This is a genomic window from Pseudomonas sp. NPDC088890 (genome assembly GCF_044900155.1).
Lineage (GTDB): Bacteria > Pseudomonadota > Gammaproteobacteria > Pseudomonadales > Pseudomonadaceae > Aquipseudomonas > Aquipseudomonas urmiensis.
The window spans coordinates 184440-196849 of record NZ_JBJDNG010000003.1 but is presented as its reverse complement, the minus strand read 5'-3'; the positions used below and the strand labels follow the sequence as shown (position 1 = coordinate 196849).

At 63.2% G+C, this 12410-nt stretch carries 13 protein-coding genes; 6 read left to right on the top strand and 7 right to left on the bottom strand.

Features of this window, described 5'->3' with window-relative positions:
• Positions 1–62: 62 nt before the first annotated feature.
• Complete coding sequence (locus ACI2JX_RS08655) at positions 63–428, bottom strand: 5-carboxymethyl-2-hydroxymuconate Delta-isomerase (protein ID WP_264236188.1); 366 nt, start codon at positions 426–428, stop codon at positions 63–65.
• Between the two features lie 117 nt (positions 429–545).
• Between ACI2JX_RS08655 and ACI2JX_RS08650 the strand changes: the two genes are divergently transcribed.
• The gene (locus ACI2JX_RS08650) at positions 546–782 is read left to right on the top strand and encodes a YdcH family protein (RefSeq protein WP_404689893.1); all 237 of its coding nucleotides are present in this window, start codon (positions 546–548) and stop codon (positions 780–782) included.
• A gap of 103 nt (positions 783–885) precedes the next feature.
• Here ACI2JX_RS08650 and ACI2JX_RS08645 read toward each other — a convergent pair whose 3' ends face one another.
• Positions 886–2061 (bottom strand): PLP-dependent aspartate aminotransferase family protein, encoded by a 1176-nt coding sequence (locus ACI2JX_RS08645; RefSeq protein WP_186555306.1) that lies wholly within the window; start codon positions 2059–2061, stop codon positions 886–888.
• A 156-nt stretch (positions 2062–2217) separates the two neighbouring features.
• On the opposite strand from ACI2JX_RS08645, the gene ACI2JX_RS08640 reads away from it, so the two are divergent.
• Positions 2218–2676, top strand: coding sequence for an Lrp/AsnC family transcriptional regulator (locus tag ACI2JX_RS08640; protein WP_186555307.1), 459 nt, complete (start codon positions 2218–2220; stop codon positions 2674–2676).
• A gap of 68 nt (positions 2677–2744) precedes the next feature.
• Here ACI2JX_RS08640 and ACI2JX_RS08635 read toward each other — a convergent pair whose 3' ends face one another.
• Complete coding sequence (locus ACI2JX_RS08635) at positions 2745–5072, bottom strand: FdhF/YdeP family oxidoreductase (RefSeq protein WP_404689892.1); 2328 nt, start codon at positions 5070–5072, stop codon at positions 2745–2747.
• Positions 5073–5338: 266 nt separating this feature from the next.
• Between ACI2JX_RS08635 and moaA the strand changes: the two genes are divergently transcribed.
• Complete coding sequence (gene moaA / locus ACI2JX_RS08630) at positions 5339–6343, top strand: GTP 3',8-cyclase MoaA (RefSeq protein ID WP_264236185.1); 1005 nt, start codon at positions 5339–5341, stop codon at positions 6341–6343.
• 20 nt (positions 6344–6363) lie between these two features.
• Positions 6364–7263, top strand: coding sequence for a bestrophin family protein (locus ACI2JX_RS08625; protein WP_368973767.1), 900 nt, complete (start codon positions 6364–6366; stop codon positions 7261–7263).
• Positions 7264–7390: 127 nt separating this feature from the next.
• Here the strand turns inward: ACI2JX_RS08625 and moaB are convergent, their stop codons facing one another.
• Positions 7391–7930, bottom strand: a complete 540-nt coding sequence (moaB, locus tag ACI2JX_RS08620; RefSeq protein ID WP_186555311.1) for a molybdenum cofactor biosynthesis protein B — start codon at positions 7928–7930, stop codon at positions 7391–7393.
• Between the two features lie 182 nt (positions 7931–8112).
• Here moaB and ACI2JX_RS08615 point away from each other — a divergent pair, with 182 nt between their 5' ends.
• On the top strand, positions 8113–9006 hold the full coding sequence (locus tag ACI2JX_RS08615) for a LysR family transcriptional regulator (protein WP_264236183.1): 894 nt from the start codon (positions 8113–8115) through the stop codon (positions 9004–9006).
• 104 nt (positions 9007–9110) lie between these two features.
• On the opposite strand, the gene xenA is transcribed toward ACI2JX_RS08615, so the two are convergent.
• Entirely contained in the window at positions 9111–10202 is a 1092-nt protein-coding gene (gene xenA, locus ACI2JX_RS08610; RefSeq protein WP_404689891.1) for a xenobiotic reductase XenA, read from the bottom strand.
• A 53-nt stretch (positions 10203–10255) separates the two neighbouring features.
• On the opposite strand from xenA, the gene ACI2JX_RS08605 reads away from it, so the two are divergent.
• Positions 10256–10591 carry a helix-turn-helix transcriptional regulator gene (locus ACI2JX_RS08605; protein ID WP_186555479.1) on the top strand — a complete coding sequence of 112 codons (336 nt, stop codon included), beginning with the start codon at positions 10256–10258 and terminating at the stop codon, positions 10589–10591.
• Positions 10592–10632: 41 nt separating this feature from the next.
• Here the strand turns inward: ACI2JX_RS08605 and ACI2JX_RS08600 are convergent, their stop codons facing one another.
• Both ACI2JX_RS08600 and ACI2JX_RS08595 read right to left on the bottom strand, forming a co-directional pair.
• Positions 10633–11544: a 2-hydroxyacid dehydrogenase gene (locus ACI2JX_RS08600; RefSeq protein WP_404689890.1), complete on the bottom strand. Its 912-nt coding sequence runs from the start codon at positions 11542–11544 to the stop codon at positions 10633–10635.
• Positions 11545–11554: 10 nt separating this feature from the next.
• On the bottom strand, positions 11555–12403 hold the full coding sequence (locus ACI2JX_RS08595; protein WP_404689889.1) for an ureidoglycolate lyase: 849 nt from the start codon (positions 12401–12403) through the stop codon (positions 11555–11557).
• Between the last annotated feature and the right edge of the window lie 7 nt (positions 12404–12410).

The window sequence follows — 12410 nt, the reverse complement described above, 5'->3', positions numbered from 1 at the left end:
ACGCCAACAAACAATCGCCAGGCGCCTTTTAATCGATTAAATCAAGTTCATTCAGCGGGCATTCAGCCGGGCAGCCGAAGTTTGGCATACGGCTCACGCTCGATATCCAGCACTTCTACGCACAACTGGATATCCAGGCCGGGCTGCGCCGGGATGGTCTCGCGCAGCACCTCCAGCAGATGCGCGCTCAGTTGTTTCTTGACCGCTTCGGTGCGCCCGCTGAGGATCGCCAGGCGCACATGGGCAAACGCTCGCGCGGCCAGCGCGGTGCCTACCTGGTAGTTGGCGAAGGCCTGGGCACGGCTCTTGATATCCAGCTCATCGGCAAATTGGCCGCTGGCCAACAAGGCGTTGTTTAGGCGCAACAGCAGTACATCGACCTTCAGCTCAGGCAGGTTATCGCTGTATTCCAGGTTCAAGTGCGGCATGGCAGGGGTTTCCGGTTCGCGGGCAGAAGCGACAGCCTACCCCACTCCCCCCGCGCGGCAAAGGCGACTATCCTCAGGGTTCAACACCTTTCGCTAACCCTGAACAGAGGTGAAGAAATGCCCGTACCGCATGATCTGCTCGCTGACTTGCACATTACTGCTGATGCCTTCCAGGCCCTGATCGACAAGGACCCGGCGCTGCACAAGCTGCACAAGGAATACAACGGCAAGGACAAAGAGGTGGTGGCCGCCGAGGGCAACGGCACCGCAGACGACGCCGTCAACCGGCTTCGCAAGGAAAGGTTGCTGATCAAGGACAAGATCGAACGAATTATCCATCCGCCCAAATCCTGAGCCGGGCACAACCAAACATCGCCGGGCACACCTGCTGCCACCTGCTACTCGCGACGAGTTCGACGTGGCAGCGGGCTTGCCCCGCGATGGCTCTGTCAGGCGCTTACGCAGACGCCTTCAGGGCCACATCCAGATCCTCGATCAGATCCCGGTAATCCTCGATCCCCACCGACAGCCGCAGCAGGTTTTCGCCGATCCCCATCAGCCCTTTCTGCTCAGGGCTCAGGGAGTTGTGCGACATGCTCCAGGAGTGGTTGATCATGCTTTCCACCCCACCCAGGGAGTCGGCCAGGACAAAGATCGACAGCGCTTCGACCAGGCGATTGACCGCCGCCCGATCACCCTTGATGCGCATGGCCACCACCGCACCACCGGTGCGCATCTGGCGCTTGCTCAGCGCGTGTTGCGGATGGCTCTCAAGGCCTGGGTAATACACCTGTTCGACCTGTGGATGCGCCTCAAGGAACTGCGCTACACGCAGGGCGTTGGCGCTCTGGCGCTCCATACGCACATCGAGGGTCTTCAGCCCGCGCAGGGCCAGGTAGCAATCGAACGGGCCCTGGATCGCGCCCACCGCCATGCTGATCTTGCGCAGGCGCCCGAGCAGCTCCTGGTTGGCCGCGACCACCACGCCACCGGTCAGGTCGGAGTGACCGCCAATGTACTTGCTCGCCGAATGCATCACCAAGTCCACGCCCAGGGTGATTGGCTGCTGGTTCCAGGGCGAGCAGAAGGTGTTGTCGATGCAGGTCAGAATGCCGCGCTCGCGGGCCAGCGTGCACACCGCCTGGATATCGACCAGGTGCAGCAGCGGGTTGGTCGGCGACTCGATCCAGATCAGCTGGGTTTCTGGGCGAATTGCGGCAGCGACGGCCTCCAGGTCATTGAGGTCGACATAGCTGGTGGTCAGCCCCGAGGTGCGCCCACGGTAGTCTTCAAGCAGACGGAAGGTGCCGCCATAGACGCCGTTCATCACCACCACGTGAGCGTCCTTGGAGAGCAGCTCCAGCACTGTGGCGGTGGCGCTCACACCCGAGGCGCACGCCACCGCGCCAACCCCTTCTTCCAGAGCGGCGACGCAGGTTTCATAGGCATGCCGGGTCGGGTTGGCGACGCGGCTGTAGGCGTACTCGGGGTTATCGTCCAGGCCGCGCTTGATGTACGAGCTGGCGGTGTAGATCGGCGGGAAGATGGCGTTGTCGGCAACGCTGGATTGCTCGCCAGCATGAATGGTGCGAGTGGCGAAATTACGCGGCTTGTCGGACATGGTCGGGTCCATTGACTGGGAAAGAAGTGAAGTGCGCCACTATCGCATATCCAACGCGCCCTGGCCGAGCGGGGAATTTCCTTTGCGCGGATAAGCCCATGGTGTTTTCTGCATGCTCTGGCTGAGCTAATGTGGAGGATATTTTTCTGCTGATAGCCGCCCGCCGATATGGACAGTTTCGACCAGCACATCCTCACCCTGCTCCAGCGCGACGCATCGATTTCCCTCAAGGACTTGGCCGAAGCGGTCAACCTCACCACCACCCCCTGCTGGAAGCGGGTCAAGCGCCTGGAAGACGAAGGCTACATCCGTGGCCGCGTCGCCCTGCTCGACCCTGAGCGCCTGGGGCTGGGCCTGACCGTGTTCGTCCAGCTCAAGACCCAACGCCACGACAGCGCCTGGCTCGAGCAGTTTGCCGCGACGGTGAGCAGCTTCGAAGAGGTGATGGAGTTTTATCGCATGTCGGGGGATTGGGACTACATGCTGCGTGTGGTGGTGGGCGATATCGCAGCCTATGACCGCTTCTACAAGAAGCTGATTACCAGCACCGATGGGCTGTCGAACATCACCTCGAGTTTTGCCATGGAGCAGATGAAGTACACCACGGCTTATCCGGTTCATCGCTGAAACCTGGGCAAGTTGCAGCGGCGCACCGCCGCTGCAACTTGCCCGCGAAGTGGCCGGTATTGGCGCCATCAATCAGCAGTAACCAGCCCGATCCGATTGCCCTGTTTGGCTTTCTCCAAACGAATCGCCACGAACTTGGAGGTCGGCGTGTACGTTCCTTCGCCATAGCTCTCCAACGGCACCAGCGGATTGGTCTCCGGGTAATACGCCGCCGCCTGCCCCTCGGGCACATCGAACGCCACCAGGCGAAAGCCACTAACCCGCCGTTCACGGCCGTCCTCCCAGAGCGAAACCATGTCCACCTGCTCGCCAGGCTCGAAGCCCAGGCGGCGGATGTCGGCTTCGTTGACGAACACCACTTCGCGCAGGCCAAACACCCCGCGATAGCGATCATCCAGGCCATACAGCGTGGTGTTGTACTGATCGTGCGAGCGCAAGGTCTGCAAGATCAGATCGGGTTTATCCCCGCGTGCCAGCACCTGGGCGTTGACCAAGTGCTCAGGCAGGGCGCTGGCGGTAAAGCGCGCGGTGCCCGTAGAGGTGCGCCAGTTGCGCTCGGCCGCACTGTTGCCCAGGTGGAAGCCGCCGGGTTGCTCGAGGCGCTGATTGAAGTGGGCAAAGCCCGGGATCACATCAGCGATCATGCTGCGGATCCGGCTGTAGTCGGCGATGGCGTACTCCCAGTCGATCGGGTGCTTGCCCAAGGTCGCCTGGGCCATCCCGGCAATGATCGCCGGCTCCGAGCGCATGTGCGGCGAGCGCGCTTTGAGCTGGCCGTGGGAGATGTGCACCATGCTGAAGGTGTCTTCCACCGTCACCCCTTGCGGGCCGTTGGCTTGCAGGTCGATCTCGGTCCGGCCCAGGCACGGCAGGATCAGCGCGTCCCGCCCGGTCACCAGGTGCGAGCGGTTGAGCTTGGTGGATATCTGCACGGTCAGCGCACACTTGCGCAGCGCCTCGTGAGTGCGTGGGGTATCCGGCGTGGCTTGGGCGAAATTGCCACCCAGGCCGATGAACACCTTGGCCCGGCCCTGCTCCATCGCCTGGATCGCCAGCACGGCGTTATGCCCATGCTCACGCGGCACCTTGAACTGGAAGCGTTTTTCCAGGGCGTCGAGCAACGCTGCCTTGGGCTTCTCGTCGATGCCCATGGTGCGGTCGCCCTGCACGTTGCTGTGGCCGCGCACTGGCGACAGGCCGGCCCCCGGCTTGCCGACGTTGCCGCGCAGCAGTTGCAGGTTGACCAGCTCCTGCACGGTCGGCACCGAGTGGCGATGCTGGGTAACGCCCATGGCCCAGCACATGATCACCCGCTCAGCCTTGCGGTACATGCGTGCAGCCAGCTCGATCTCGGCCAGGGTCAGGCCAGACTGCTCGACGATATGCTCCCAGGAAGTAGCATCGACCGCCGCCAGGTAGTCGTCGATGCCATCGGTGTGCTCGGCGATGAAGGCATGGTCGAACACCGCCGGCTGGCCATTGGCCTGAGCCTCGCGCTCCCACTGCAAAAGGAACTTGGCGATGCCGCGCATGGCCGCCATGTCACCGCCCAGCGCTGGGCGGAAGTAGGCGGTATTGGTGGGTTCAGAGCCATTGCTGAGCATCTCGAACGGGTGCTGCGGGTGCTGGAAGCGCTCCAGGCCGCGCTCCTTGAGCGGGTTGAAACACACCACCTGCGCGCCCCGGCGGACCGCCTCACGCAGCGGTTCGAGCATGCGCGGGTGATTGGTGCCAGGGTTCTGACCAATCACGAAGATCGCATCGGCCAGTTCCAGGTCATGGAACACCACCGTGCCCTTGCCCACCCCGAGTGTGCTGCCCATGCCCACGCCACTGGCTTCATGGCACATGTTCGAGCAATCGGGGAAGTTGTTGGTGCCATAGGCGCGGACGAACAGCTGATAGAGAAACGCCGCTTCGTTGCTGGCCCGACCTGAGGTGTAGAACTCGGCTTCATCGGGCGAAGCGAGCGCTTTAAGGTGCTTGGCGATCAGGGCGAAGGCCTCGTCCCAGCTGGTCTCTACGTAATGATCGGTGGCGGCGTCGTAGCGCATCGGGTGGGTCAGGCGGCCTTGGTATTCGAGCCAATAGTCGCTCTGCTCGGCCAGGGCGCTGACGCTGTACTTGGCGAAGAACGCCGGGTCCACCGAGCGGCCGGTGGCCTCCCAGTTAACCGCCTTGGCGCCGTTTTCGCAGAACTTGACCATGTCGCTTTCCGGCGACTCGCCCCAAGCGCAGCCGGGGCAGTCGAAGCCCCCATTCTGGTTGGTCTTGAGCATGGCCCGCAGGTTCTTGAAGGCGTTTTCACTGCCCAGCCAGCTCTTGGTCACGCTCTTGAGCGCGCCCCAGCCGGCGGCCGGGCCCTTGTAGTCCCTGATGTGTTGGTCTTGGCTCATGCGGTAGATCCTCACGCGGGGCATCGAATGGTTCACCGGATCGAGTCGCCCGATGTTTTTTCCAGCCTAAGAAGGCCGCCCCTGGTGCGTCCAATCGAAATGTCTTACAGCACGATAAGCCCTGTCGATCATGGCCTACAGCCCTTGCCAATCGAGGCCTGCGGCAGTGATAGAGGAGATTGATCATGTGAGAGGGCAAAGCAATTTGACGCAGCCCGGCGCAGGTTATAGCTTGGACCTAACCCCCTCTTACTCAGAGCGCGAATGTGGAACCCAACGGCCAGGCCCTGATCGACGGCTTCAACCGAAGAATCGACTACCTGCGGATGTCGGTCACCGACCGTTGCGACTTCCGTTGCGTGTACTGCATGGCCGAAGACATGCAGTTCTTGCCGCGCCAGCAGATCCTCAGCCTCGAAGAGCTGTACCAAGTGGCCGAGCGTTTCGTCGCCCTCGGTACCCGCAAGATCCGCCTGACCGGTGGCGAGCCACTGGTGCGCCAGGGCATCGTCGAACTGTGCGCGCGTATTGCTGCCCTGCCCGGCCTGCGTGAGCTGTGCCTGACCAGCAACGGCTCGCAACTGGGCCGACTCGCGCAGCCTTTGTTCGACGCCGGCGTCAGCCGCCTGAACATCAGCCTCGACAGCCTCGACAGCGCGCGTTTCCGCCAACTCACCCGCACCGGCGACCTGGCCCAGGTGATCGCCGGCATCGACGCTGCACGCCAGGCAGGCTTTCGCCGCACCAAGCTCAACTGCGTGGTGCTCAAGGGCCGCAATGACGATGAAATCGTCGACCTGGTGCGCTTTGCCATCGACCGCGAGCTGGATATCTCCTTTATCGAAGAAATGCCGCTCGGGGTGATCAGCGAGCATCAACGCGGCGAATCCTACTGTTCCAGCGACGAAGTGCGCGAGCTTTTGGCCGAGCACTTCACTCTGATCGAATCGGCCGAGTCCTCCCAAGGGCCGGCCCGTTACTGGCGCCTGGCCGAGGCGCCGCAAACCCGGGTCGGTTTCATCTCGCCGCACAGCCACAACTTCTGCGCCACCTGCAATCGGGTGCGCCTGACCGTCGAAGGGCGCTTGCTGCTGTGCCTGGGCAACGAGCATTCGATGGACCTCAAGCAGATCCTGCGCGCCCATCCGGGTGATAGCCATCGGCTGGAGAACGCCATCCGTGAGGCCGTGCACCTCAAGCCTTACCGTCACCACTTCGAGGTCGGCGGCGAGGTACAGATCCTGCGCTTCATGAACATGACCGGCGGCTGATCGGCCGCCTCTGGATTGCCATGATCGTCCACTCCCGCCCTGATGTGCTGCGTGTGCTGTTCACCCTCAAGGGCTCGATCGTCAAACGCATCGCCTTGCGCTGCCTGCTGGTGACCTTGCTGGCTGCACTGATCGTGCTGGTCGAGCGGCATTATCCGGAACGCTTCTCGCCGGTCAGCGCCACTCCGTTCACCTTGCTTGGCCTGTCGCTGTCGATCTTCATGAGCTTTCGCAACAACGCCTGCTATGACCGCTGGTGGGAGGGGCGCAAGGCCTGGGGCAGGATGATCATCGAGATGCGCTCGTTCGTGCGCGAAAGCACGGCAATTGCCGATCAGCGACTGCGTGCAGAGCTGCTGCGCAGCTTGTGTGGCTTTGCCCATGCACTCAATGCCGGGCTGCGCAATGAAGATCCGCTCAGTGCTGCGCGGCCATGGCTGGCCGAGTCGAGTGCGATCAGTTCGCACAATGTCTGTGATGGGATCCTGCGCGAGCTGGGCCAGCACTGTTCGGACTTGGCGCAGCGCCAGCAGATCAGTGAGTGGCGCTACACCCTGCTTGAGCAGCGGCTGGTCGGGTTGTCGGAAGTCCAGGCGACCTGCGAGCGGATCAAAGGTACGCCGCTGCCCTTCCCCTACACCTTGCTGCTGCACCGAACCATCTACATCTTCTGTTTGTTGCTGCCGTTTGCCCTGGCCGAACCGCTGGGCTGGCTGGCGCCATTGTTCACCACCATCGTCAGCTACACGTTCTTTGGCCTGGATGCGATTGGCAACGAGCTGGAAGATCCGTTTGGCCGCGATGAGAACGACCTGCCGACCGATGCCCTGGTGCGCACGATCGAGCGCGATGTGCTGTCGGCGCTGGGGCATGAGCCGCTGCCACCGGCGTTGGTGCCGGTGGATCATGTGCTGAGCTGACTAGCAGGAGCGCCCCTATCGCGGGGCAAGCCCGCTCCCACGAGATGTCCAAGATAAATGTCGACTGCGTGGGAGCGGGCTTGCCCCGCGATAGGGCCGGCACAGACGACACCCTATTCCCATTCACTCATCCACGCGTTTCACACAACCCCACGGCCTTCAAATGCGGCACGAAGTTGCACGGCCGATGGCGCGCATCCAACTGCTCGGCCAAGATCCCCTCCCATGCCGTACGGCACGCCCCCGTCGACCCCGGCAGGCAGCACACCAGGGTGCCATTGCTCAACCCGGCCAGCGCCCGGCTTTGCACGGTCGAGGTGCCGATATCGAGGATCGACAACGCCCGGAACAGCTCACCGAAACCATCGATACGCTTGTCCAGCAAACATTCCACCGCCTCCGGCGTACTGTCGCGCCCGGTAAATCCAGTGCCGCCGGTGATCAACACCACCTGCACCTGATCATCGGCAATCCAGGTCGCGACCTGGGCGCGGATCTTGTACAGGTCGTCCTTGAGCAACACCCGCTCGACCAGACGATGGCCAATCTGCACCGAGCGGGTGGCCAACAGCTCGCCCGAGGTGTCGTTGGCAAAGCTGCGGGTATCGCTGACGGTCAGCACGGCGATATTCAGCGGCACGAACTGCGCATCGGGTTTTACACTCACCTGGGCATCCTCTGGAAATTGGCAGTGCCGTCACGCTAGTGGCAAGCCTTGGCAGCGTCCAATCGATATGGCGAACCAGCCGATCAACCGCCTCTATCATTCGGTCACCATTAAAGATTGGCCAGCCTCGGCAGACTTGGTTAAGGTCAAGCAACTCCGTTTCCCGCCCGCCAGGCCGCCCCATGGATATCAAGCAGCTCAAGTTTCTCCTCGCCCTCGACCAGACCCGCCACTTCGGCCAGGCCGCGGCGCTGTGCCACATCACCCAGCCGACCCTGTCCATGCGCCTGCGCAACCTGGAAGACGAACTGGACCTGGTGCTGGTCAAGCGTGGCCAGCGCTTCGAAGGTTTCACCGAGGCCGGCGAGCGCATCCTGGCCTGGGCCCGCACCCTGCTGGCGGCGCATGACGGCCTGCAAGCCGAAGCGGCCAGCTGTCGCGGCCAAGTGGTCGGCAGCCTGCGCCTGGGCAGCGTGCCGCTGGCCAGCTTCAACCCCATGCACCTGCTGCTGCCGCTGCGCGAAAAATACCCCGAACTGCACTTTCAGCTCAGCTCGCACACCTCCGAGCAGATCGTCGACGGCCTGAGCCGCAACCAGCTGGACCTGGGCATCTGCTATCTGGACCAGGTCAACGCGAGCTTCTTCGACGTGATCGAACTGGGCACTACCACCATGGGCCTGTTGCACGACACCCGGCATTTCCAGCTCGAGCACAGTGCTTTGCGATGGGAGGAGCTCGGCGATATCCCGTTGGGCCTGTTGAGCAAGGGCATGCATTACCGCCAATCGCTCGACTTGAGCTTTCGCAGCCGCGGCCTGGAACCGATGGCCGTGCTGGAAAGCGACTCCACCTTCCAGCTGATCCAGGCCATCACCAGTGGCGTGTGCTGTGCGGTGATGCCGCTCGATTGCGGCCTGGAAGACTTGAGCGAACACATGCGCATCATCCCCATCACCGACGCCAGTGTGCTCAGCCCGGTTGGCCTGCTATTGCGCCGCAGCGAGCCTCGGTCGGCAATTGCCGAGCAATGCTTCGACGAGGCGCGAGCGTTGTTTGCGTCGACGCCCCGTTGAAAGCATCGCGGGACCCGCCCGCTCCCACGAGGTGTTCGATTACATCCCGTGGGAGCGGGCTTGCCCCGCGATAGCGCCGTAACTGACTACAAATCAGCTAGGGCTCAACGATAGCGCTCAAGCCAATGCGCATAGGGTGCTGGCAAGGTCCACGAGGCCTTGTCGACCCCCAGTTCCTTGGCCGCAAAGTATGCCCAGTGCGGATCTGCCAGGTGCGCCCGGCCTACCGATACCAGGTCCAATTGACCGGCCTGCAACGCCCCCTCAGCCAGCTGCGGCGTACCGAAGCCCCAGGCTGAAGTCACCGGCAAATCTGCCTCACGACGCACGCGCTCGGCAATCGGCCCCATGAACGCCGGGCCCCACGGGATGTTGGTCTCGGCAATGGTGAAGCCGACACTGACGCTGAGCAGATCCAGGCCACCGGCCTTGAAGCGGCGGGCCAGCTCGATCGATTCCTCAAGGGTCTGCTCGTCGCGACCGTCATATTCCAGCACACCGAAACGCGCCGTCAGTGGCAGGTTCTCCGGCCACACTTCGCGCACCGCAGCCAGGGTTTCCAGAAGGAAGCGGCTGCGGTTGTCGAAGCTGCCGCCGTAGGCGTCGGTGCGCTGGTTGGAATGCTCGGAGAAGAAGCTTTGGCCCAGGTAACCGTGGGCAAAATGCAGCTCGATCCACTCGAAGCCTGCGTCACGCGCGCGCCGGGCGGCATCGACGAAGTCTTGTTGAACACGGGCGATGTCAGCCAGGGTCATCTCACGCGGCACTTTCGGCAAGTGCGCACCGAAGGCGATGGCCGAGGGCGCGATGGTCTGCCAGCCGCGCGCATCGTCGGCAGCAATGTGGTCGTCCCCTTCCCACGGCCGATTGGCGCTGGCCTTGCGCCCGGCGTGGGCGATCTGGATGCCTGGCACCGAACCTGCCGCCTTGATCGCCTTGACCACCGGCACGAAGGCTTGCGCATGGGCGTCGCTCCAGATACCGGCGCAGCCGGGGGTGATGCGCCCCTCCGGTGCGACTGCCGTGGCCTCGACCACCACCAGGCCTGCACCGCCACGGGCCAGGCTGGCCAGGTGGACGTGGTGCCAGTCATTGATCATGCCGACCTCGGCGGTGTACTGGCACATCGGCGGAATGGCGATGCGATTGCGCAGGGTAACGTCCTTGAGGGTGTAGGGTTGGAATAGCGCGGTCATGAACAATCTCCAGAAGCTGAATTGGCATTCGATTGTTCGATCATATTCGAACTATGGCAATTTGTGAAACCCCCGTTATCATGTGTGCCATGCGAGCCTATAAACATCCCAACCCTGAAGACCTGATTCTGGAGCGCGTGCTCTACGCCTTGAGCGACCCTGTGCGCCTGGAAATCGTCCGCCATCTGGCGGCTGTGGCCGAGGCCAGCTGTGGCGAGTTGGACGGTGGGCGGCCCAAATCGAGCATGTCCCATCACTTTCGTGTGCTGCGCGATGCCGGGCTGGTGCATACGCGCAATGTCGGCACCACGCATATGAATTCGCTCAGAAGCGCTGAGCTCGATGGGCGTTTTCCGGGCTTGCTGGGGTCGATTCTCCAGCAGCAGTAAGCGCGGCTGGCCCAACCCCTTTGCGGTGGTTGGGCGAGGCGTCAGTGTGCTGAGATCACCGCGCGCACCACGCAGTCGGCCATGGCCTGGCGGGCCTGCAAGGTGGCGCTGCCCAAATGCGGCTGGAGCACCACGTTGTCCATGCCCAGCAACGCCTCGGGCACTTGCGGCTCATCGGCAAACACATCCAGCGCAGCGCCGGCCAGACGGCCGTCGGCCAAGCGAGCGACCAGTTCAGCTTCATCGACCACGCTGCCCCTGGCCACGTTGACGATGACCCCGTTCGGCCCCAAGGCCTCCAACACCCGGGCATTGACCAGGTGACGCGAGCCGCTACCGCCAGCCGCAGCCACCACCAAGATATCGCAGGCCGCAGCCAGGCTCAGTGGATCGGCGTGATAGGCAAACGTACAAGCGGCTCGTGGCCGACGGTTGTGGTAGGCAAGCACGACGCCAAAGGGCTGCAGCCGTTCGGCGATGGCCATGCCGATCCGCCCCAGACCGATGATGCCAACTCGCTGCCCGCGCAGGCTGGTCCCCAACAGCGGGAAACCACCCAAGGGCCACTGCCCCTGCCTGACGAAGCGATCGGCCAGGCACACCTGGCGCAGTTGAGCCAGCAGCAGGGCCACGGCCTGGTCGGCCACGGCATCGGTGAGGAGATCGTCGGTGGTGACGATCGCGATGCCCCGCGCGTGCGCCTGCTCAAGGTCGATGCGGTCCACCCCCACCCCATTGACCGCAATCAGCCGCAGGTTGACCAGCGCCTGCATGAGCCAGGGCGGGACGCCCTCGCCGCCATTGGTCACCAGCGTGGTGAAGCGCTCCGGGCGCTCGCTCAGCAATGCCCGCCGGCTGCCTTCATCAAAGGCGCAGACCCGCTGGAAACGCTCATCCAGGCGCGCCTGGTAATCGGCCAGCAATGGCGCCAGCATCAACAGTTCAGCTTTCATCGACTCACTCTCAATCTGCCTGTACGGTGAGCTGGCGTTGTTCACCAAGGCCTTCAATGCCCAAGTGCATGACCTGCCCGGGACGCAGGAACACCGGCGTTGGCTTGATCCCCATGCCGACTCCGGGCGGGGTGCCAGTGGAGATCACATCACCCGGCTGCAGGCTCATGCAGCGGCTCAGGTAGGCGATCAACTGGGCAATACCGAAGATCAAGGTACGGGTGTTGCCGCGCTGATAACGCTTGCCGTCGACCTCCAGCCAGAGATCCAGCGCATGCGGATCGGGCACCTCGTCACGGGTCACCAGCCACGGTCCAATCGGCCCGAACGTGTCGAAGCCTTTGCCCTTGTCCCAGGTACCGCCGCGCTCAAGCTGCCATTCGCGCTCCGATACGTCGTTGATCACGCAGTAGCCGGCGACGTGCTCCAGGGCATTGGCTTGGTCGATATAGCGCCCGCCCTTGCCGATCACTACCCCCAGCTCCACTTCCCAGTCAGTCTTGGTCGAGCCTCGTGGGATCTGCACATCGTCGTTGGGGCCACAGATCGCGCTGGTCCACTTGTTGAAAATGATCGGCTCGCTGGGCACGGCCATGCCGGCTTCAGCGGCATGGTCGGCGTAATTGAGACCGATGCAGATGAACTTGCCAATCTGCCCGACGCAGGGGCCGATACGCGGCGTGCCAGGGACCAACGGCAGGCTGGCAGGATCCAGGCTGGCCAGGCGCGCCAGGCTGTCGCTGGACAGTGCTGCACCGGCGATATCCGCCACATGTTGGCTGAGGTCGCGAATCTGCCCTGCGCTGTCCAGCAGGCCCGGACGCTCGGCCCCTTTGTCGCCATAACGCAACAACTTCATGGGTATC

What these genes read in the sequence shown, in the direction of transcription:
- xenA (WP_404689891.1), bottom strand. Translation starts at nt 10,202, where the DNA reads ATGACCGCGCTATTCCAACCCTACACCCTCAAGGACGTTACCCTGCGC.
- ACI2JX_RS08600 (WP_404689890.1), bottom strand. Translation starts at nt 11,544, where the DNA reads ATGAAAGCTGAACTGTTGATGCTGGCGCCATTGCTGGCCGATTACCAG.
- ACI2JX_RS08640 (WP_186555307.1), top strand. Translation starts at nt 2,218, where the DNA reads ATGGACAGTTTCGACCAGCACATCCTCACCCTGCTCCAGCGCGACGCA.
- ACI2JX_RS08615 (WP_264236183.1), top strand. Translation starts at nt 8,113, where the DNA reads ATGGATATCAAGCAGCTCAAGTTTCTCCTCGCCCTCGACCAGACCCGC.
- ACI2JX_RS08605 (WP_186555479.1), top strand. Translation starts at nt 10,256, where the DNA reads ATGGCAATTTGTGAAACCCCCGTTATCATGTGTGCCATGCGAGCCTAT.
- ACI2JX_RS08655 (WP_264236188.1), bottom strand. Translation starts at nt 428, where the DNA reads ATGCCGCACTTGAACCTGGAATACAGCGATAACCTGCCTGAGCTGAAG.
- ACI2JX_RS08635 (WP_404689892.1), bottom strand. Translation starts at nt 5,072, where the DNA reads ATGAGCCAAGACCAACACATCAGGGACTACAAGGGCCCGGCCGCCGGC.
- ACI2JX_RS08625 (WP_368973767.1), top strand. Translation starts at nt 6,364, where the DNA reads ATGATCGTCCACTCCCGCCCTGATGTGCTGCGTGTGCTGTTCACCCTC.
- ACI2JX_RS08650 (WP_404689893.1), top strand. Translation starts at nt 546, where the DNA reads ATGCCCGTACCGCATGATCTGCTCGCTGACTTGCACATTACTGCTGAT.
- ACI2JX_RS08595 (WP_404689889.1), bottom strand. Translation starts at nt 12,403, where the DNA reads ATGAAGTTGTTGCGTTATGGCGACAAAGGGGCCGAGCGTCCGGGCCTG.
- ACI2JX_RS08645 (WP_186555306.1), bottom strand. Translation starts at nt 2,061, where the DNA reads ATGGACCCGACCATGTCCGACAAGCCGCGTAATTTCGCCACTCGCACC.